Origin of the sequence: Rhizobium sp. 2MFCol3.1, assembly GCF_000377565.1 — a bacterium.
Taxonomy (GTDB): domain Bacteria; phylum Pseudomonadota; class Alphaproteobacteria; order Rhizobiales; family Rhizobiaceae; genus Rhizobium.
Genome location: NZ_KB898356.1, coordinates 78952 through 98975 on the forward strand (window position 1 = coordinate 78952; position 20024 = coordinate 98975).

The 20024-nt window shown below is 62.0% G+C and carries 22 protein-coding genes; 15 read left to right on the forward strand and 7 right to left on the reverse strand.

Going from position 1 to position 20024, the window contains the following annotated elements:
* Nucleotides 1–7: 7 nt before the first annotated feature.
* A complete protein-coding gene (gene sppA, locus D460_RS0109015) occupies nt 8–958 on the reverse strand; it encodes a signal peptide peptidase SppA (protein WP_018898214.1) in 951 nt (316 codons plus the stop codon).
* Nucleotides 959–1168: 210 nt separating this feature from the next.
* Here sppA and lptC point away from each other — a divergent pair, with 210 nt between their 5' ends.
* From lptC to ptsN, 6 genes are all read left to right on the forward strand, one after another.
* Entirely contained in the window at nt 1169–1834 is a 666-nt protein-coding gene (gene lptC, locus D460_RS0109020; RefSeq protein WP_018898215.1) for an LPS export ABC transporter periplasmic protein LptC, read from the forward strand.
* A gap of 11 nt (nt 1835–1845) precedes the next feature.
* Entirely contained in the window at nt 1846–2463 is a 618-nt protein-coding gene (locus D460_RS0109025; RefSeq protein WP_026282949.1) for an LptA/OstA family protein, read from the forward strand.
* A gap of 37 nt (nt 2464–2500) precedes the next feature.
* Nucleotides 2501–3283: an LPS export ABC transporter ATP-binding protein gene (gene lptB / locus D460_RS0109030; protein ID WP_018898217.1), complete on the forward strand. Its 783-nt coding sequence runs from the start codon at nt 2501–2503 to the stop codon at nt 3281–3283.
* A gap of 178 nt (nt 3284–3461) precedes the next feature.
* Nucleotides 3462–5027: an RNA polymerase factor sigma-54 gene (rpoN, locus tag D460_RS0109035; protein ID WP_018898218.1), complete on the forward strand. Its 1566-nt coding sequence runs from the start codon at nt 3462–3464 to the stop codon at nt 5025–5027.
* Nucleotides 5028–5283: 256 nt separating this feature from the next.
* Nucleotides 5284–5859, forward strand: coding sequence for a ribosome-associated translation inhibitor RaiA (gene raiA / locus D460_RS0109040; protein ID WP_026282950.1), 576 nt, complete (start codon nt 5284–5286; stop codon nt 5857–5859).
* 62 nt (nt 5860–5921) lie between these two features.
* Nucleotides 5922–6386, forward strand: coding sequence for a PTS IIA-like nitrogen regulatory protein PtsN (ptsN, locus tag D460_RS0109045; RefSeq protein WP_018898220.1), 465 nt, complete (start codon nt 5922–5924; stop codon nt 6384–6386).
* Nucleotides 6387–6462: 76 nt separating this feature from the next.
* Here ptsN and D460_RS0109050 read toward each other — a convergent pair whose 3' ends face one another.
* The 3 genes from D460_RS0109050 to D460_RS0109060 form a co-directional block, all read right to left on the reverse strand.
* On the reverse strand, nt 6463–8823 hold the full coding sequence (locus D460_RS0109050; RefSeq protein WP_018898221.1) for a methyl-accepting chemotaxis protein: 2361 nt from the start codon (nt 8821–8823) through the stop codon (nt 6463–6465).
* 225 nt (nt 8824–9048) lie between these two features.
* Entirely contained in the window at nt 9049–9948 is a 900-nt protein-coding gene (locus D460_RS0109055; RefSeq protein WP_018898222.1) for a ribokinase, read from the reverse strand.
* Between the two features lie 49 nt (nt 9949–9997).
* Entirely contained in the window at nt 9998–11221 is a 1224-nt protein-coding gene (locus D460_RS0109060; protein WP_018898223.1) for a DNA recombination protein RmuC, read from the reverse strand.
* A 196-nt stretch (nt 11222–11417) separates the two neighbouring features.
* Between D460_RS0109060 and D460_RS0109065 the strand changes: the two genes are divergently transcribed.
* The 9 genes from D460_RS0109065 (at nt 11418) to D460_RS0109105 (ending at nt 17194) form a co-directional block, all read left to right on the forward strand.
* Entirely contained in the window at nt 11418–12917 is a 1500-nt protein-coding gene (locus D460_RS0109065; RefSeq protein WP_018898224.1) for a globin-coupled sensor protein, read from the forward strand.
* 96 nt (nt 12918–13013) lie between these two features.
* Entirely contained in the window at nt 13014–13532 is a 519-nt protein-coding gene (gene def / locus D460_RS0109070) for a peptide deformylase (protein ID WP_026282951.1), read from the forward strand.
* Nucleotides 13533–13597: 65 nt separating this feature from the next.
* Nucleotides 13598–13858 carry a hypothetical protein gene (locus tag D460_RS0109075; RefSeq protein ID WP_018898226.1) on the forward strand — a complete coding sequence of 87 codons (261 nt, stop codon included), beginning with the start codon at nt 13598–13600 and terminating at the stop codon, nt 13856–13858.
* A complete protein-coding gene (locus D460_RS0109080) occupies nt 13855–14274 on the forward strand; it encodes a type II toxin-antitoxin system VapC family toxin (protein WP_018898227.1) in 420 nt (139 codons plus the stop codon). Before D460_RS0109075 ends, D460_RS0109080 begins: the two co-directional genes overlap by 4 nt.
* Before the next feature lie 40 nt (nt 14275–14314).
* Nucleotides 14315–15250 (forward strand): methionyl-tRNA formyltransferase, encoded by a 936-nt coding sequence (gene fmt / locus D460_RS0109085; RefSeq protein ID WP_018898228.1) that lies wholly within the window; start codon nt 14315–14317, stop codon nt 15248–15250.
* Complete coding sequence (truA, locus tag D460_RS0109090; RefSeq protein ID WP_018898229.1) at nt 15250–16056, forward strand: tRNA pseudouridine(38-40) synthase TruA; 807 nt, start codon at nt 15250–15252, stop codon at nt 16054–16056. The genes fmt and truA overlap by 1 nt, the downstream gene beginning before the upstream one ends.
* Entirely contained in the window at nt 16034–16435 is a 402-nt protein-coding gene (gene arsC / locus D460_RS0109095; RefSeq protein ID WP_018898230.1) for an arsenate reductase (glutaredoxin), read from the forward strand. The genes truA and arsC overlap by 23 nt, the downstream gene beginning before the upstream one ends.
* A gap of 77 nt (nt 16436–16512) precedes the next feature.
* Nucleotides 16513–16743 (forward strand): DUF4160 domain-containing protein, encoded by a 231-nt coding sequence (locus D460_RS0109100; protein WP_026282952.1) that lies wholly within the window; start codon nt 16513–16515, stop codon nt 16741–16743.
* Nucleotides 16733–17194, forward strand: coding sequence for a DUF2442 domain-containing protein (locus D460_RS0109105; RefSeq protein WP_018898232.1), 462 nt, complete (start codon nt 16733–16735; stop codon nt 17192–17194). The genes D460_RS0109100 and D460_RS0109105 overlap by 11 nt, the downstream gene beginning before the upstream one ends.
* On the opposite strand, the gene D460_RS0109110 is transcribed toward D460_RS0109105, so the two are convergent.
* The 3 genes from D460_RS0109110 to dapD all read right to left on the reverse strand — a co-directional run bounded on the left by D460_RS0109110 (nt 17191) and on the right by dapD (nt 19985).
* Nucleotides 17191–17787, reverse strand: coding sequence for a hypothetical protein (locus tag D460_RS0109110; RefSeq protein WP_018898233.1), 597 nt, complete (start codon nt 17785–17787; stop codon nt 17191–17193). The two genes, D460_RS0109105 and D460_RS0109110, sit on opposite strands and share 4 nt — an antisense overlap.
* Nucleotides 17774–18967: a succinyl-diaminopimelate desuccinylase gene (dapE, locus tag D460_RS0109115; protein ID WP_018898234.1), complete on the reverse strand. Its 1194-nt coding sequence runs from the start codon at nt 18965–18967 to the stop codon at nt 17774–17776. Before dapE ends, D460_RS0109110 begins: the two co-directional genes overlap by 14 nt.
* A gap of 157 nt (nt 18968–19124) precedes the next feature.
* The gene (dapD, locus tag D460_RS0109120; protein WP_018898235.1) at nt 19125–19985 is read right to left on the reverse strand and encodes a 2,3,4,5-tetrahydropyridine-2,6-dicarboxylate N-succinyltransferase; all 861 of its coding nucleotides are present in this window, start codon (nt 19983–19985) and stop codon (nt 19125–19127) included.
* Nucleotides 19986–20024 lie beyond the last annotated feature (39 nt).

The window sequence follows — 20024 nt, forward strand, 5'->3', positions numbered from 1 at the left end:
TTTCTTATCAATCATGGCCAACCTGCCAAACTGAAACGAGCCCGTCAAGAAGCAACTTCTGCGGCAGAATTCCTTGGAGGTCCTGGCTTCTGGCGAGATCGCCGTAACCGAGAAGCGTGATGATCTGCGAGGCAGCACCCGCAAGCAGGAACGGCGTGCTGCTCTTCTTGTTCCAATCGATCTCGGGCAGGTCCTTGCTGACGTTCTTGGTGGCCAGATAGGCGCGGATTTCGTCGTCGCCACCGAGCTGGTCGATGAGCTTCATCTTCAGCGCCTGGCGCCCGGTAAAGATGGTGCCGTCGGCGAGTTTCAGCACATCCTCGCGCGGCAGCTTGCGGCGATCGGCCACAAGGTCGACGAACCAGGCATAGCTGTCGACGATCATGTTGTTGATCATCGCCTTGGCTTCTTCGCTGGCCGGATGGAAGGGCGAGGGCTCCGCCTTCAGCGGCGAGGATTTGATCTCCTCCATCGAGACGCCGATCTTGTCGAGCAGCGGCTTGACCTGCGGATACTGGAAGATGACCCCGATCGAGCCGGTGATCGAGCTGTCGCCGGCAATGATCGTGTCACCTGCTGTCGCGATCATGTAGCCGGCCGACGCCGCAAGCGTGCGGACATCGGAGACTACGGGCTTCTTGGCGGCGATCGCCCGGATCGCCTTGAAGATCCGCTCGCCGCCATAGGTCGTGCCGCCGGGCGAGGAAATGGAGACGACCAGCGCCTTGACCGCGTCTTCGTCCTTGATCTTGGCAAGCCGCTCGAGCAATTCGCTGTCGTCGGTAATCAGGCCGGAGATCGTCACATGCGCAACGTGCGGGCGGCGGTTTGCATTGTCGGCAAACAGAAAGCCGTAAATAGCCAGCGCAAGCGCGAGAAGAAGCAGTACCGCCACCACGCGCCAGAAGCCGACCTTGCGGCGCAGCCTGCGGCGATCTGCGATCATGGAGCTGTCCATTTATTCCTCCGGTCGGCAAGTCTGACGCAACTCTTCTTACGTAGAGTGCATAGATATGCGTTAACGCTGTGTCGATTGGTTTTGCGGTTTTCTTGCTTGTTGCAGAAAAAAATCCATATTGGCAAGTCAGTGTAATAATGCGAAACGAACTGTGATCGGGCGAAAGCGCTCCCTATATACGCCGTCCTATCATCGACACGGACCGAATGAATGCTCAACACCTTGGATAATGGCGGACAGGCTGCCTATGCGAAGCCCGCGCAAAGTGCCTATGGCGCCGCGCGGTTTCACTCCGCCCGCGTTCGCCGGCTGAAGGTTCTGCTGCCGGTCGCCGCCGTAATCGTGTCGCTCGCCTTTATCGGCGTGTCGGTTATCCGCACCTATCTGCCCGAGAACATCAAGATCGAAGGCGCCAAGATCGAAAACGGCAAGGTCGTGATGCTGAAGCCGGCGATCGCAGGCCGCAACGCTTCCGGTATCAACTATTCCATGCTCGCCGAACGGGCGCTGCAGGACATCAAGAACCCGAACCTGATCTCGCTGGAAACCGTCAAGGCAGTGGTTCCGGTCAAGGACGATCTGGTCGCCCGCGTCGAGGCGACGACCGCCGATTACGATCGCGCGACCGACAATCTGAACATCACGTCTCCCTTCGTCATCAACATGAGCGACGGCATGACCGCCAAATTCCAGACCGCGCAGGTCGATGTGAAGGGCGGAAAGCTTACAACCAGCGACCCTGTCGACATCAAAAAAGATGGCGCATCGGTTGTTGCGCGCTCGCTCAAGATGACAGATAAGGGACGGACGATCACATTCGAGGGGAACGTTCGAATGAATGTGAACCCCACCGCTATCCGCAAACAGGGCACTTAACCCGGGTCACCATGGCAAAAGATTGTCGCATTTCTACCCGCAAGGCGGGCGCAGTATTCACGAACGGTGCGCTTGCACTCCTGCTGTTGGCCGGAGCCGCGATGGCGCAGGCGACGACCAGCCAGATGAGCGGACTGAAGCTCAACAAGGATCAGCCGATCCAGATCGAAAGCGACAAGCTTGAGATCCACGACCAGGATCACACCGCCGACTTCACCGGCAACGTGAAGGTCGTTCAGGGAACGACCACGCTGCAGGCCGGCCACATGACCGTCTTCTACAAGGCGAAGGCCGCAGCCGATGGCAGCACGCCCGCGACCAAGGCGTCGGAAACCACGACGCCGACATCCTCGATGTCGTCGGGCAACACCGACATCGACCACATCATCGTGACGAACAAGGTGTACCTCACCTCGGGCACGCAGACCGCGACCGCCGATAACGGCTCGTTCGACATGGCAAAGCAGCTCTTCATCCTGAAGGGCGACAAGGTCGTTCTGACCGACGGCGGCAATGTCTTCACCGGCTGCCAGCTGACGGTGCACATGGAAACGGGTCAGGCACAGTTGGACAGCTGCGGGGGGCGCGTCCAGATCCAGCTCGATCCGCAATCCCAGAAAAAGAACTGACCCCGGCTGCCACGTGAAATTATTCTCGCTATCGAATATGTTCGGCAAGACCGGGCAACAGGCCGCCGCAGATGGCGCCGTTGACAAGAGCCGCTATCAGGGCACCCTGATCGCGCGCGGTCTGACGAAGACGTACAGCACCCGGCGCGTCGTCAACGGCGTGTCGCTGGTCGTGCGTCGTGGCGAGGCCGTCGGCCTGCTCGGCCCGAACGGCGCCGGCAAGACGACCTGTTTTTACATGATCACGGGCCTGGTCCCTGTCGATGAAGGCACGATCGAGATCGACGGCAACGACGTGACGTCGATGCCGATGTATCGCCGCTCGCGCCTCGGCGTCGGCTATCTGCCGCAGGAAGCCTCGATCTTTCGCGGGCTGACGGTCGAGGAGAATATCCGCGCCGTTCTCGAAGTGCATGTGAAGGATAGGGCTGAGCGCGAGAAGAAGCTCGACGAGCTGCTCGACGAGTTCCACATTCGCAAGCTGCGCAAGAGTGCTGCGGTCTCCCTGTCCGGTGGTGAACGCCGCCGCTTGGAAATTGCTCGCGCACTGGCGACCGACCCGACCTTCATGCTGCTCGACGAACCCTTCGCGGGCGTCGATCCGATCTCGGTCTCCGACATCCAGAACCTCGTCCATCACCTGACGGCGCGTGGCATCGGTGTCTTGATCACCGACCACAATGTGCGCGAGACGCTGGGGCTGATCGACCGTGCCTATATCATCCATGCGGGCGAAGTGTTGACGCATGGCCGGGCAAACGACATTGTTAACAATGCCGAAGTCCGCAGGCTTTATCTCGGCGACAACTTCAGCCTCTAAGGGCACATCGTCCCTTTGATCATGGGATCTCGGCAGCGGAAATTCACCTTGCCGCATACTTCTGCTTGACCAAATAGAATAAAAAAGCAATTTTTGGGCCAACTTGGATATCAGTGGCCTTAGCCCCGTTATAGGACACTGTTTCCCGGAGGAACCGAGCGGGAGTTTTGCGTCCATCATGGCACTTTCGGCCAATTTATACCTGCGCCAAAGCCAATCGCTGGTGATGACACCACAGCTGATGCAGTCCATCCAGCTGCTTCAGATGACGCACTTCGAGCTCAACCAGTTCATCGCCCAGGAAGTCGAAAAGAACCCGCTGCTTGAGTTTCCGTCAAATGACGCCGAAACAGGCAGTGATCGCGCCGGCGATGACGACGATGCTCACTCCCGCCAGGCCGAAGAACAAAGCTTCGACGAAGATTACGACAGCCGCTCGGAAGTGATGTCCGGCGATTGGTCCGATCGCACCGATGGCGCCGGCGCTGGCAGGATGAGCGACGAACTCGACGCCAACTACGCCAACGTCTTCCCCGATGACGGCGTGCCGCAGCGCGCCGACGCTCCCGAACTGATCAGCCAATGGAAATCGATGCCGGGTGGCGGAGAGGGCGGTGCCGATGGCTATGATCTCGACGATTTTGTCGCCGGCCAGGTCTCGCTGCGCGATCATCTCGCCCAGCAGATGCCTTTCGTCCTGCCCGATATGGCCGACCAGCTGATTGGCCAGTATCTCGCCGATCAGCTCGACGAGGCAGGCTATCTCCATGCCGATCTCGCGGAAGCGGCCGAACGGCTGGGTGCCGGCATGGCGGATGTCGAGCGGGTCCTGGCGTCACTGCAGACGCTCGATCCGCCCGGCGTCTTCGCGCGCAACCTGTCGGAATGCCTGGCGATCCAGCTGCGCCAGAAGGATCGCCTCGATCCGGCCATGCAGGCTTTCGTCGGCAATCTCGAATTGCTGGCCCGCCGCGACTTCGCGACGCTGAAGCGGCTTTGCGGTGTCGATGAAGAGGATTTGCTCGACATGCTGAGCGAGATCCGCCAGCTGAACCCCAAGCCGGGCAGTGGCTTCGAGACCGCGGTGTCGGAGGCGATCATGCCCGACGTCGTGGTTCGTCCCAGCGCCGATGGCAGCTGGCTGGTGGAGCTCAACCCGGATACGCTGCCGCGCGTGCTCGTCAATCAGGCCTATTTCGCCAAGGTCAACAAGACCGGCGATGATCACGCCTTCCTGTCGGAGTGCCTGCAGACGGCCAACTGGCTGACGCGCAGCCTCGATCAGCGCGCCAAGACGATCATGAAGGTGGCAACCGAAATCGTCCGCCAGCAGGATGCCTTCCTGCTCCACGGTGTCGACCATCTGCGCCCGCTCAATCTGAAGACCGTGGCCGACGCCATCAAGATGCATGAATCCACCGTTAGCCGTGTCACGTCGAACAAGTACATGCTGACGCCGCGCGGCCTGTTCGAGCTCAAATACTTCTTCACGGTGTCGATCAGCGCGGTCGAAGGCGGCGATAGTCACTCGGCGGAAGCCGTCCGTCACAAGATCCGCGCACTTATAGCGCAGGAAAGCCCCGACGCCGTACTCTCAGATGATGATATCGTGGACATCCTAAAGGGGAGTGGGGTGGAGCTTGCCCGCAGAACGGTCGCGAAGTATCGTGAAGCCATGAATATCGCTTCTTCCGTCCAGCGCCGGCGGGAAAAGCGGGCGCTCGCGAAGGTCGCGGGCTTCTGAGGAGTTCGGTCTGTTGCGGCCGACGCGTCCCGCCCCCGCGAGAAAACAGGGCGTGTGTTGACTTTTTGGTAACTTCTGGCTAGAAGCCGCGCCAAATTGACGCTGTGAAGGGTGTCAGAGGTTATCCCCATCAATCCTAAGGGCGCCCACAGCCGAGAACTTCGGCCGATCTTGCTTGAGATTGCGCGAAGTGCTTGGATGAGAGTCAGGCTTGGCGTAAACTGGTACTCGCAAACCACATAAGAAGGGAAACTCCATGAGTGTGCGTGTATCCGGTAAACATATGGAAATTGGTGACTCGTTCCGTCAGCGGATAGAGGACCAAATTGCCGTGGCCGTCACGAAATACTTCGACGGAGGGTATTCTGGTCAAGTGATCGTACAAAAGGCCAACGCCCGTTTCGCCGCCGATTGCAAGGTTCATCTCGACAGTGGCGTGATTTTGCACGCGGCCGGCGAGGCAATGGATCCGCAGTTGGCATTCGACGCCGCTTCCGAGCGTATCGAGAAGCGACTTCGCCGTTACAAGCGCAAGCTCAAGGATCACCATGCCGGGAATCATCTGAATGGTTTTGCAGAAGTCGCCTACACCGTCATGGATGGCATGCCGGATCATGACGACGAGATCGCCGATGATTTCGCACCAGCGATCGTTGCCGAAAGCACCAAGCAGATGAAGACCATGTCCGTCGCGACCGCCGTGATGGCGCTCGACATGACGGACGAGCCCCTGCTGCTCTTCCGCAGCCCGGGTAACGAACAGTTGAACATCGTTTACCGTCGGCACGACGGCAACATTGGCTGGATAGACGCAGCCAACATCAAAAGCTGAGAAAACGGAGCGGAGCGGCAGGCATCTGCCGCTCCCCCGGCTTGGCACAAAAGGAAAAAGAAATGGCTTTGGCAGATTTGCTGCAGCAGAATGCGATCATTCCCGCTCTCAGGGTCAACTCCAAGAAACAGCTCCTGCAGGAATTGTCGGCCAAGGCGTCGAAAGTCACCGGGCTGTCCGAGCGCGAGATTTTTGACGTTGTCCTGCAGCGCGAGCGGCTTGGTTCCACCGGCGTCGGCAATGGCATCGCCATTCCGCACGGCAAGCTGGCAAGCGTCAATTCCATCGTCGGCATCTTCGCGCGTCTCGACCAGCCGGTCGATTTCGAAGCGCTGGACGATCAGCCGGTCGATCTCGTCTTCCTGCTTCTGGCGCCCGAGGGCGCCGGCGCCGATCACCTGAAGGCCCTATCGCGCATCGCCCGCGTGCTGCGCGACCACGATCTCGTCGCCAAGCTGCGCGCCACCGACAGCGCCTCGGCGATCTATGCCTTCCTCAATGAAGAGCAGACCTCCAACGCGGCCTGATCCTATTCGATTCAAATGAAAAGAGGCGCCGGATCGCTCCGGCGCCTCTTTTTTTGTTTTGGCTCAGCCGATCGGCTCAGAATTCTTCCCAGCTATCCTGCGCGACGGCCGCCGATCCGTGTGACTGCGCGACAGCGCGGCGCGGGGCAGGGGCGGCTGCCTGGCGATAGCTCGGCTGCGACGACGGACGATAGCTCGGTGCCGCCGGTGTCCGCATCTGCTGAGCGGTGGAGCGCAGCGATGCGCCATGGTTGGCGTTGCTGACGCGGAAGCGGGCGACGAGATGCTGCAGCGTCTGTGCCTCTTCGTTCAGCGTGACGCTGGCCGCGGTGGTCTCCTCGACCATGGCCGCATTCTGCTGCGTCACCTGGTCCATCTGGTTCATCGCCTGGCTGACTTCCTTGAGGCCGATCGCCTGCTCGCTGGCCGATGCCGAGATTTCCCGGATCAGGCCATTGATGCGCATCACCTGCTCGGAGATGTTGTGCAGCGTATCGCCGGCGCGGCCGACGAGATCGACGCCTTCCTTGACCTGGACGGCCGAGGTGTTGATGAGCGTCTTGATCTCCTTGGCGGCATTCGCCGAACGCTGTGCCAGTTCGCGAACTTCCTGGGCAACGACCGCAAAGCCCTTGCCGGCTTCACCGGCACGCGCGGCTTCGACACCGGCATTGAGCGCCAGCAGGTTGGTCTGGAAAGCGATCTCGTCGATGACGCCGATGATGCGCGAAACCTCGGTGGAGGACTGTTCGATCCCGTGCATCGAGGCGATCGCCTTGCGCACGACATCGCCGGAGCGTTCGGCATCCTCGCAGGCGTGGTTGACGTTGTCGGCGGCCGTGCGGGCATTGTCGGCGCTGGAATTGACCTGCGCGGTCAGCTGGTTCAGCGCTGCTGCGGTTTCTTCCAGGCTTGCCGCCTGCTGTTCCGTTCGCTTGGCCAGATCAGACGCGCTGCCGCTGATCTCGCTGGTGCCGGAGCCGATATTGACGACGCTGAGGTTCATCGTCGTGATGGTTTCTTCAAGAGCGGCCAGCGCCGCGTTGAAGTCCTGCTTCAGCTTGCCGTATTCGCCCGGGAATTCATCGGTAATGCGGTGGCTAAGATTGCCCTGCGACAGTTCCGACAGACCGGCGCCGACGATGGACACGATGTGCCGCTGCAGCGAAACCGACTGCTGGCGTTCGCTTTCCGAACGACCGCGTTCGTCTTCCGCTTCCTGGCGCTGGCTCTTGGCTTCTGCTTCGAGACGGCGGCTGTCGGCGAGCGCATGGCGGAAGCCTTCGAGCGCTTTGGCGACGGAACCCGTCTCGTCCGAGCGATCCTGGCCAACGACCGGCTGCTCGTAGCGGCCTTCGCTCAGCATCTTGACGCTGGCGACGAGGCCGCCGAGCGGCTTCTGCACGAAGGCGCGGACAGCGAAGTAGAGTGCCAGCATGACAGCTGCCAATACGACGATGCCTGCGACGATCATCATGAAAGTCTGGTCCTGCACCGGCGCGTTGATCGCGCTGTGCGGCACGTCGACGAGGATGACCCAGTTGGTGTTCACGTCGGGGAGCGCAAAGGGATAGACCACGCGGTCGAACTGCTCGCCGCCATCGATCGAGAGGTTCTTGACGACGGCAGGCGCAAGCGTCGAGAGGCCGGTCTTGACCGCATCGACACCTTCACCCTCGTAGGGCTTCATCGCCAGATCCTTGGACGGCGCGACGATCCAGTTACCGCCCTGCGAGAGCAGGGTCACGCGGCCGGTGCCGAAGGGATGCAGGCCGCCGAGCTTGTCGGCGAGCGACTTCAGCGAAATATCGACGCCGCTGACGCCGATCATCTTGCCGCCGGACATGACGGGGTAGCCGATGGAGGTCATCGCGGTGTTTTCGCCGGTAGTGCTTTCAGCGTAAGGCGAGGAGATTGCGCCCTTCTTGCTGGCCGCGGCAAGGCTGTACCATTCGGCCTTGTAGTCGGATGCGAACACGGAGAACGTGAAGCCGCCATCCTTCTTCTTGGTCCAATAGGCGTTGAACGCGCCCGTCTTGTCCGATCCGAGATCCGTGCGGCCGGCAAGCGACGGCGACTGGCCGTCGAATGCGTTTGGCTCTTCGCCGAACCAGCTGCCGAAGGCGAACTGGTTGCGCTCGACATTGGCCTTCAGCATATCGACGATCGCCTTGCGATCCAGATACTTGCCTTCGTGGCCGCGGCCAATAACGCCAGCCATCGAGCGCGCGGCGCCCGCGAGTTCGCCGACCGAGGACGCGACTTCGTTGGCGATGGCCTTCGCCTCGAGATTGGCTTGATCCATGGTCAGCGTCTCCACGCGATCACGGGTTTCGCCGATGAGGAAGAAATTGGAGATCAGGAGAACCAGTGCGATCGCGCTGCCGGTAATCACAATGAGTTTGGCCGCAAGCGATTTCATGCGAAAGATGAACATGCATTCCTCGGGGGGATCAAGGATGGGCCAGGCGAAGCATCCGCCGGCACAAGAAGCGAGGGCGGCTACATCATGAAGCCGCCGTGGCGAGTGCCGCGTCCCCTTGGAGAGGGAGCCGGCGATCACGCGGAAGATCGCCGGAAACCTATTAAATTTAAGTGAAATGCGATGATAATTTGACCCATCGCAAGCAAACGCATCGCCGATGTCGTCGGCGGATAACGCCTATAGTTTGTTTGCGACGTCTTCGCGCGAGGGAATGGACGGCTGGGCGCCCGCCTTGAGGCATGCGAGCGACCCGGCAACGGCCGCGCGGCGCAACGCCGGCTCGAAATCGATCCCTTCATCGAGGCTGGCGGCGAAATAGCCGCAGAAGGTATCGCCCGCGCCGACCGTATCCACCGGCTCGATCTTGAGGCCCTTTGCTCGCGATATCACGCCGTCGCGGATCGCGACCACGCCATCGCCGCCAAGCGTCACGATCAACGTCTGCCCGGTCTCGGTGTTGAGGCGCTTCAGCGCGGCTTCACGGTCCGCCGCGCTCATGTTTTCCTGCCCGGCCAGGAGCTCGAACTCGGTCTCGTTGGCAATGACGATATCGGCGAGGCGCCCGAGGCGCGCGGCATCGTCGATAAGCGGTGCGAGATTGAGAATGGTGGTCACGCCCTTGGCGCGAGCGGCAGCTAGAGCCTGCTCAACGGCCGGAACCGGGATTTCCAGCTGCAGCATCAGCGTGTCGCCCTTGCTCATCGCGCCGACGGCCTGATCCGCATCCTGCGCGGTGACCGTACCGTTGGCGCCCGGCACGACGGCGATCATGTTCTCGCCGTCTCCACCCACGAGGATGATCGCGGTTCCGGTCGGCTGGTCCGCGCGCTTGACGGACTGGAGATCCGTGCCGGCGTCCTTCAGGAGCGCGAGCGCCTCGTCCGAAAAGCCATCGTGACCGACGGCACCCGCCATGGTCACGCTGCGGCCGGCGCGACGCGCGGCCAGCGCCTGGTTGGCGCCCTTGCCGCCGGCGGCCGTCGAAAAGCCGTTGCCGGCCACCGTCTCGCCCGGCTTCGGAAGCCGTTGCGTCGTGGCGATGAGGTCCATGTTGATGGAGCCGAAAACGGTGATCATGCGAGGTGTCCTTCCCAGTGTTTTGTCGGGCGCGACACTGCCGAAGGCCTCACTCGTCGTCAACCACCCTTAGCTTGAGAAGCCCCGTTCTGCTTTCCACGGATTTCGACGCCGGCGCACTTTCATCCGGGACGCGACCTGCATCCGCACCCTCGAATTCCAGCGCCTCGATCTTGGCGCCGCGCTTGGTCAGCTTGTCGGCCGAGGTGACGATCATGTCGACATCCTTCTGCGCCATGGCAAAATGCCCCTGCAGCTTGCGCACGCGGTCGTCGAGACGGCCGAGGTCGTCCATCAGATTAGCGACTTCGCCCTGGATGACATGCGCCTGCGCCTGCATCCGCTGATCCTTCAGAACCGCCTGGATGACCTGGATCGACAGCATCAGCAGCGAGGGCGAGACGATCACCACGCGGGCGCGATGCGCCTTCTGCACGATCGCCTCGAAATTCTCGTGAATTTCCGCGAAGATCGATTCCGACGGCACGAACAGGAAGGCGGTATCCTGCGTCTCCCCCTGGATCAGATACTTCTCCGCGATATCGCGGATATGGGTCTCCATGTCGCGCCGAAACTGCTGCGATGCGGCCTTGGCAAGCTCCGGCCCGCCCGCGTCGCGAATGGCGTTCCATGCCTCCAGCGGAAACTTGGCGTCGATGACGAGCGGCGGCGCGCCGTTCGGCATGCGGATCGTGCAATCCGGACGGGAGCCGTTGCTCAGCGTCTGCTGGAAGGCATAGGCGCCGATCGGCAGGCCATCGGCAACGATCGTTTCCATCCGCGATTGGCCAAAGGCGCCGCGCGTCTGCTTGTTGGACAGGATCGCCTGCAGCCCGACGACGTCCTTGGCGAGCGTCTGGATATTGTTCTGCGCCGCATCGATCACCGCCAGCCGCTCCTGCAGCTTCCTCAGGTTCTCATGCGTCGACTTGGTCTGCTCGGTGATGGTCGAGTTGACCCGCTGCGACATGCCGTCCAGGCGTTGGCTGATCGCCTGGTTGAGTTCCGATTGGCGCGAGCCGAACACCTCGGCCATCGCCGCCATCCGGCCCTGCATTTCCGATTGGATCCGCAACAGCTCCATCATCCGCGCATCCGCCTCGGCGGCTCGCTCCAGCGCCTCTTCCGCCTGCTCGCGCCGCGCCTGGCCGCCACGAACGAGCAAGGCGAGCATCAAGACGATCACGATGGCCAGTGCCGCGCCGGCAAGCGCAAGCGACATGGGGCTAAGGCCGGAAAGGGTGGCGGAAAACGAGTCGGTGCTGGTTGTCATCTCGGCACCATAGCAAAGTCGCGCTATATTTCCAGATCAAAACGTGAACATCGTAAATGGTCTGTCAGGCGATAAGCGAACTGCTCATTCGAGCGCTAGCTAAGAAATAACCGCATAATTTAACGCTTGCGAAACTATATTCGGCAAAAGCTGCGCGAAAATTGCCCTTCGTCAAATGAAAAAGCAGAAATATATTATGAGCAGCCAGCAGCCTGAAAACGGTCTCAAGCAACGCCTCGATTTCATCGAACTGGACGACAACGCGCGGCAATCGCTGCGCCAGATGCGCCCGGCGATTTCGGAGCTCTTGAGCGGCGCGCTCGAACGATTCTACGGGAAGCTGGCGCGCACGCCCTCGGTCGCAAGCTTCTTCTCCGACAAGTCGCACATGAATAGCGCCAAGACCCGGCAGGAAGCCCATTGGGCCAATCTCGCCGGCGGCAACTTCGACGAGGCCTATGTCAAGGGCGTCGTCGCGGTCGGGAAGACCCACGCGCGCATCGGCCTCGAGCCGCGCTGGTACATCGGCGGCTACGCGCTTCTGATGAGCGATCTGATCAAGGGCCTGATGGCGAAGGAATGGCCGTCGCGCTTCGGCCGCGGCCAGGGCAAGTTGCTCGGCGAAAAGCTCACCGCCGTCGTCAAGGCCGCGATGCTCGATATGGATTATTCGATCTCGGTCTATCTGGAAGCGCTGGAAGAAAAGCGGCTGAAGCTTGAGGAGGAACGCCAAAAGGCGGAAGCCGACCAGGCGATGGCGCTCAGCCATCTCCGTCGCGGTCTCGAAGCGCTGTCGCGCGGCGATCTCGAAGCCACCTTGCCGGCTGATCTGCCGGGAAACTTCAAGGACATGGGCGACGACTACAACCGCGCTGTCGCGGCCCTTCGCGCCTCCTTCGCATCCGTTCGCGCCACCTCAGGCGAAATCCTGCGCGGCACCGATGTGATAGCCAAGGGCTCCGACGATCTGGCGCTGCGCACCGCCCAGCAGGCCGCCGGCGTCGAGGAAAGCTCGGCCGCCTTGCAGCAGCTCTCCGTCAGCGTCGGCCAGACGGCATCCAACGCCGAAAAGGCCTCCGCTGCCGTGCGCGAAACGCAGCAGAAGGCCAAGAATTCCGGCGAACTGGTCACCAGCGCCGTCTCCGCCATGGCCGGCATCGAACGGTCGTCGAGCGAGATCACCAAGATCATCGGCGTTATCGACGATATCGCCTTCCAGACCAACCTTCTCGCGCTGAACGCCGGCGTTGAAGCCGCGCGCGCCGGTGAAGCCGGAAAAGGCTTTGCCGTCGTCGCCCAGGAAGTCCGCCAGCTGGCGCAGCGCTCGGCCGATGCCGCCAAGGAGATCAAGAAGCTGATCTCCGAGAGCTCCGCGCAGGTCAACCAGGGCGTCGACATCGTCAGCAGCACCGGCGAGTCGCTCAGCGACATGATCAATCGCATCGACAACATCAGCAGCTTCGTTGCCGATATCGCGGCTGCCGCACGCGATCAGGCGACCGGCGTCAACGAGGTCAGCGTCGCCATCCGTAACATGGACACCATCACCCAGCAGAATTCGGGCATGGTGGAGCGCACCTCCTCGGAAACCCGTCGCCTGCGCAACGAGGTGGAAGGCCTGGTCGGCCTGCTCGAGCGGTTCCGCACCGACAGCGCCAGCCACTCCGGCTATCAGGCGTCGCGCCGCGCCGCCTGAGGCAAAAGCGTCGAAATTGGGAGGGCGGCGTAAAAAAGCGCCGCCTCCGGCCATCGGATAATTCCATCCCGCAAAAAGATGGGTTATGGGAACGCCATGACCATCAAGCCACTCATCATTCTTCCCGATCCGCTGCTCCGTCAGGTTTCCAAGCCGATCGAGCGCGTCGATAGCGATCTGCAGCGTCTCGCCGACGACATGCTGGAGACCATGTACGATGCTCCGGGTATCGGGCTGGCCGCCATCCAGATCGGCGTTGCCCGCCGCATGCTCGTCATCGACGTTGCACGCGAGGGCGAGGAAAAGCAGCCGCTCGTGTTCATCAATCCCGAAATCGTGTCGTCCTCCGACGAGCGCTCGGTCTATGAAGAGGGCTGCCTCTCCATCCCGGACTACTATGCCGAGGTCGAACGCCCGGCCACCGTCGGCGTCAAGTATCTCGACCGCGACGGCAAGGAGCAGACGATGGAAGCAGACAGCCTGCTCGCCACCTGCCTGCAGCACGAGATCGACCATCTGAACGGCGTGCTCTTCATCGACCACATCTCCCGCCTGAAGCGCGAGATGGTCATCAAGAAGTTCACCAAGGCCGCCAAGACCACCAAGGCGCTCTGATCCTCGCGTTGATAATCCGGCACCGAAGCGCTATGATATCAGTGATATCGTAGTGGAGGTGCCAAATGGGTGATCTTCTGATCCGTGGCCTTGATGACGACTTGAAAGCGCATCTGCAGGAACGTGCGATCCGCAACGGTCGCAGTCTTTCGCAGGAAGCGATCGAAATGATGCGGGGCCAGATCCTGCGGGAGCAATCTCTCGTGCCTGCCGGAAACCGGTTGCGCGGGTTGCTGGGAGATGAACGGCTGACGGCGGATGAGGTCGAGACCTTTTCCGAGCTCCGTCATGATACCGATCGCGATCCGCCGCGCTTCGAACCATGATCGTTCTCGACACAAACGTGATCTCCGAGATCCAGGGCCGGCTGAACAGCGAACGTATCCTGACCTGGCTCAACGGGTTCGAGATCGAGTCCTTATTCCTGACGACCATTTCCATTGGCGAGATGTATTATGGTCTGCATCTGCTCGACGAAGGTCGCCGCAAGGCCTTGCTGCTCGCGGATTTCGCCCGGATCGAGGCTGATTTTACTGGCCGTGTTCTTGGCTTCTCCATCGAGGCGGCGCGCCGCTACGGCGCACTGGCCGCCGCTCGCCGAAACATTGGCCGTTCCATGGAGACCAAGGACGCCATGATCGCCTCAATCTGCCTCATCCACGGCGCCACGCTTGCGACGCGCAACACAAAAGACTTCGAAGGGCTTGATCTCAAGCTCGTAAACCCGTTTGAAGGCGGCTGATCTTCAAGATTGGCCTCGAGCCAGGAATTGGCGGCATAGTATGTCTCTTCGCATCATCTTCATGGGCACGCCCGACTTCTCCGTTCCGACGCTGCGCGCGTTGGTCGACGCCGGCCACACGATCCTGGCGGTCTATACCCAGCCGCCGCGTCCCGGCGGGCGTCGCGGGCTCGATTTGCAGAAGTCGCCGGTCCATCAGGCAGCCGAGCTCCTGGGCCTGCCGGTCTTCACGCCTGTCAATTTCAAGGATCCGGAAGAGCGTGAGCGCTTCGCCGCCCACAAGGCCGATGTCGCCGTCGTCGTCGCCTACGGGCTGCTGCTGCCTGAAGCGATCCTCAACGGCACGCGCTATGGCTGCTACAACGGCCACGCCTCGCTGCTGCCGCGCTGGCGCGGTGCGGCCCCCATCCAGCGCGCGATCATGGCCGGAGACGAGAAGACCGGCATGATGGTGATGAAGATGGACAAGGGCCTGGACACCGGCGCCGTCGCCATCACCAGCGAAGTCGCGATCGGCGAAAACATGACGGCAGGCGAGCTACACGACCGCTTGATGCTTGCTGGAGCCAAGGCGATGGCCGAGGCCATGGTCAAGCTCGAGATGGGCGACCTGCCGCTGACGCCGCAGCCCGAGGATGGCGTGCTCTATGCATCGAAGATCGACAAGGCCGAAACCCGCATCGATTTCTCCCGCGATGCCGCCGACGTCCACAATCACATTCGCGGCCTGGCGCCGTTCCCGGGCGCCTGGTTCGAGCTCGAAATCTCGGGCAAGCCGGAGCGCGTCAAGGTGCTGGGCTCCGAGTGCGCCGAGGGATCGGGTGCAGCGGGCGAACTGTTGAGCGATGATCTCGTCGTTGCCTGCGGCACCGGCGCCGTGAGATTGACGAGGCTGCAGAAGGCCGGCGGCAAGCCGTTGGAGGCCGCCGACTTCCTGCGCGGCACGCCGCTTGCCAAGGGCACGAGGCTCGCCTGATGTTTCGCTACCGCATGATCGTCGAATATGACGGCTCGCAATATGTCGGCTGGCAGCGGCAGGAGAATGGTCCCTCGGTACAAGGCGCGATCGAGAAAGCCATTCTGTCGGCGAGCGGCGAGGTCGTCTCCATCCGCGGCGCCGGCCGCACGGATTCCGGCGTGCATGCCATGGGCCAGGTCGTCCATGCCGATCTCTCCAGGGAATGGTCGCCCTTCAAGCTGCAGAATGCGCTCAACGCGCATCTGAGGCTATCAGGCGAGCGCGTCGCGATCCTCGATGTCGAGAGTGCCAGCGAGTTCTTCGATGCGCGCTTCTCGGCGCTACGCCGCCACTATCTCTACCGCATCATCAGCCGCCGCGCGCCGCTGGCGCTGGAGGCCGGCAAGGCCTGGTTCGTGGCGAAGACGCTCGATCACGAGGTCATGCACGCCGCCGCCCAGACGCTGGTCGGCAAGCACGACTTCACCACTTTCCGCTCCGCCCATTGCCAGGCGAACAGCCCGATCCGCACGCTCGACCGTCTGGATGTGACGCGATCAGGCGATCTCATCGAAATCCGCGCCACCGCCCAAAGCTTCCTGCACAACCAGATCCGCTCCTTCGCGGGCACGCTGAAGCTTGCAGGCGAGGGGCGCTGGACGCCGGATGATGTGCGCGCGGCGCTGGAGGCCAGGGATCGCAAGGCCTGCGGCCCCGTCGCCCCGCCCGACGGTCTTTACTTCATGCAGGTCGATTATCCCGACGTGATCGTCGATCGCAGACAGGAAACGGAAACACCCGATGCCGACGACGATCTATCATAATCCCGCCTGCGGCACCTCGCGCAACACGCTGGCCATGATCCGCCAGTCGGGCGAGGAACCCGTTATCGTCGAGTATCTGAAGACCCCGCCAAGCCGCGAGACCCTTGTCGCGCTGATCGCCGAAATGGGCATCCCCATCCGCGCACTGCTTCGAGAGAAGGGCACGCCCTACGACGACCTCGGCCTTGCCGACCCTGATCTCAGCGACAAGCACCTCCTCGACGCCATGCTCGCCCATCCGATCCTCATCAACCGCCCGATCGTTCATACCACCAAAGGCACCCGCCTCTGCCGCCCGTCGGAAATCGTGTTGGAGATATTGGAGAACCCGATCGCCGTCTTCATCAAGGAAGACGGCGAGATCGTCGGCAGCCGCTAGATCACGCAGCCAGCTTGAAATAGTGCGCATGATGCACTATTCTCGTGATCATCAACGTAGATCGCAACAGGACAGCGATGCCGACCCTCGTGACGATCGGCAACATCAAGGTGCGTATGTTTGCGGATGATCACAATCCGCCGCATTTCCACGTGTTGACGCCGGATCACGAAGCACTGGTCAGGATCTCCGATTTCGCAGTGCTGCGTGGCTCGATCGACCGCCGCAGCTATGAAATCGCCGTGAAATGGGCGTCTGAAAACAGGGAGCGTCTGGAACATGAGTGGCAACGTCTCAATGCGCGATGACATCATTGTTGTCGGTGAGCCGCTCCCGAGGATCGCGGCGGTCGAAGCGCTTGATGCGCGCAGTGTCAGGATAGACTGGACGTCGGGAGAAACGGTCGTTCTCGACCTCGCCCCCGCCTTGCAGAGCCGACGCATCTACATTCCGCTGCGCGCCGATGATGTGCTTTTCAGCCGCGTGGCCGTCAACGAGGATGGCGATGGCATCTTATGGCCGGGCGAGGATCTGGAGTTCTCCGCCGTGTGGCTCGCCAGCCTTCCGCCGATCGAGTTCTCGAATGCGGACTTTCGGGCGGCGATGGATGAGCTCGGCAACAGCCTCGATGGCATGGCGGCGGCGTTGCAGATTTCGAGGCGGCTGGTCGCGGACTACCGCAAGGACAAGCCGATCCCACGCCACATCGCTTTCGCGACGCGCTACATGCTCGAGCATCGGCTGAAGCACGCGGTCTAAACCGGATAAATCCCCAAAAACCGCTGCATGAACTCCGACAGCATCAGCGCCGGCACGAAGAGCACCAGTGTCATCGCGCCGATCAAGAGCCCGTTGCCGTTGAAGATCATCCGGAGGATCCGAGCGATGGCGAAGACCTGGGCCAGCATGAAGGCAAGCAGCAGCAGCGAGACGATGCCGATCGTGCCGGGCAGGAAGAACACCAGCGCCAGCAGCAGACCGTTGATATAGGAGAGCGGCACGCCCAGCCAGTTGACGCTGACGACGACGGCTGAGAAGCGCTCGCCCTTCTTCATGGCAAGCAGCAGGAGCCCCGCCAGCACCAGCGGCACGAACCAGTTTGCCGCCTCGACCAGGCCTAAGCGAACATAGAAGACCAGCCCGACATCCGTGTGCGGCGGCATGGTGCGCAGGAAGGATTCGCGCCACCAGAGCCAGGAAATCCCCATCGGCGGCAGGCACCAGACGAAGGCCCAGAAGGAGCGGTTGACGCCGCGATCCGACATGTCGAGAAACCGGAAGCCGGCCGGATCCATTCGGATCAGCAACCAGAGGCCGGCCAGATAATACTGGACTTCCCTAAACCCCGGCATTCTCGAACCAGCGCGCGATAAAGGTTTCATAGACGACCGTCAGCCGTTCGAGATCGTCCACCGCGACGCGTTCGTCGACCATGTGCATGGTCTGCCCGACGAGGCCGAACTCGACGACGGGGCAGTAATCCTTGATGAAGCGCGCATCCGAGGTGCCGCCCGTGGTCGACAGCGTCGGCGATTGGCCGGTCACGCTTTCGATGGCCGAGGACAGCGAAGCGATCAGCGCGTTGTTGCGGGTGAGGAAGACGTGGCTCGGGCGCTCGGCCCAGGCGATATCGTATTTGAACGGCGCGCGGTCAGGCCGCAGAACGCCGTCGCTGGCGGCAGCGTCGAGGCGGCGAATGATCTCCTGCTGCAGCGTCTCGGCCGTCCATGTGTCGTTGAAGCGGATGTTGAAGCTCGCCGTCGCCTTGGCCGGCACGACATTGGTCGCCGGATTGCCGACGTCGACCGTCGTCACTTCGAGATTGGAAGGCTGGAAGTTCTCGGTGCCGGCATCGAAGGGCGGGTGCATCAGCGCCTGCGTCAGCTGCAGGATCCCGCGCACGGCGTTGTCGGCCAGATGCGGGTAGGCGGCGTGGCCCTGCACGCCATGGGCGGTGATCTTTCCCGACAGCGAGCCGCGGCGGCCGATCTTAATCATCTCGCCCAGCGTGTTCGGGTTGGTCGGCTCGCCGACAAGGCAGGCGTCCCAGCGCTCGCCGCGCTCGGCGGCCCATTGCAGCAGTTTGATCGTGCCGTTGACGGCGGGGCCTTCCTCGTCGCCGGTGATCAGGAACGAGACCGAACCCTTCGGGGCGCCGTGCTTTTCGATATGGCGGGCGATGGCGGCCACGAAGCAGGCGACGCCGCCCTTCATGTCGACAGCGCCGCGACCGAAGAGTTCGCCGCCCGCGATCTCGGCGGCAAAGGGTGGATGTGTCCACGCGCCTTCGTCGCCGACAGGCACGACATCGGTATGGCCGGCAAACATCAGGTGCGGGCCGTCAGTGCCGAGACGGGCGTAGAGGTTCTCGATATCCGGCGTGCCCGGCTCCGTTGCCTTCACCTTGTCCACCTTGAAGCCGAGCGGCGACAGCATCGCCTCCAGCGCCGAAAGCGCGCCACCTTCGGCGGGCGTAACGGATGGGCAGCGGATCAGGGTCTGGAGATTGGCGACGGGATCGGTAGCGGTCATGACAGTGGAACTATCCGGCGGTAATGGCAAAGAAAAGGCAAGGGAGAGTTGCATCAGGCGAAATGCGCCGTTCGCTTACGGCAGCCTGATATTAGGCAGGAAATGGTTCGGTGCCGCGCTAAGGGTAAGCCATGCGCGGCACCGGATAGAAGCTGAATTAGTCGCGCAGCAGTTCGTTGATGCCGGTCTTCGAACGGGTCTTCTCGTCGACCGTCTTGACGATCACGGCGCAGTAGAGGTGCGGCGCGGCAAGGCCGTTCGGCATGGTGGCGTTGCCCGACGGCATGGAGCCGGCGACGACGACCGAGTAGGGCGGTACTTCGCCGTAGAAGACTTCGCCGGTGGCGCGGTTGACGATCTTGGTCGACTTGCCGATGTAGACGCCCATGCCGAGAACCGAGCCCTCGCGGATGATGCAGCCTTCGACGACTTCCGAGCGGGCGCCGATGAAGCAATTGTCTTCGATGATGGTCGGGCCGGCCTGCATCGGCTCAAGCACGCCGCCGATGCCGACGCCGCCCGAGAGATGCACGTGCTTGCCGATCTGTGCGCAGGAGCCGACGGTGGCCCAGGTATCGACCATTGTTCCCTCGTCGACGAAGGCGCCGAGGTTGACGAAGGAAGGCATCAGCACGACGTTCTTGCCGATATGGGCCGAGCGACGCACGACGCAGTTCGGCACGGCGCGGAAGCCGGCGGCGCGGTATTCGGTCTCACCCCAGTTCTCGAACTTCGACGGCACCTTGTCCCACCAGGTCGAGTTGCCCGAGCCGCCCTTGACGACTTCCATGTCGTTCAGGCGGAAGGAGAGGAGAACGGCCTTCTTCAGCCACTGGTTCACCTTCCACGCGCCATCGGCGCCGCGTTCGGCAACGCGCACCTTGCCGCCATCGAGAAGCTCGAGCGCGGTTTCGACCGCGTCGCGTACTTCGCCCTTGGTCGAGGTGTTGACGCTGTCGCGGTTGTCGAAGGCGGCTTCGAGTGTCTTTTCGAGGGCGGAGAGGTCGGTGGCGCTCATGAGAATTCCTTAAACTTCGATCTTTATCGTTGGAGGCGG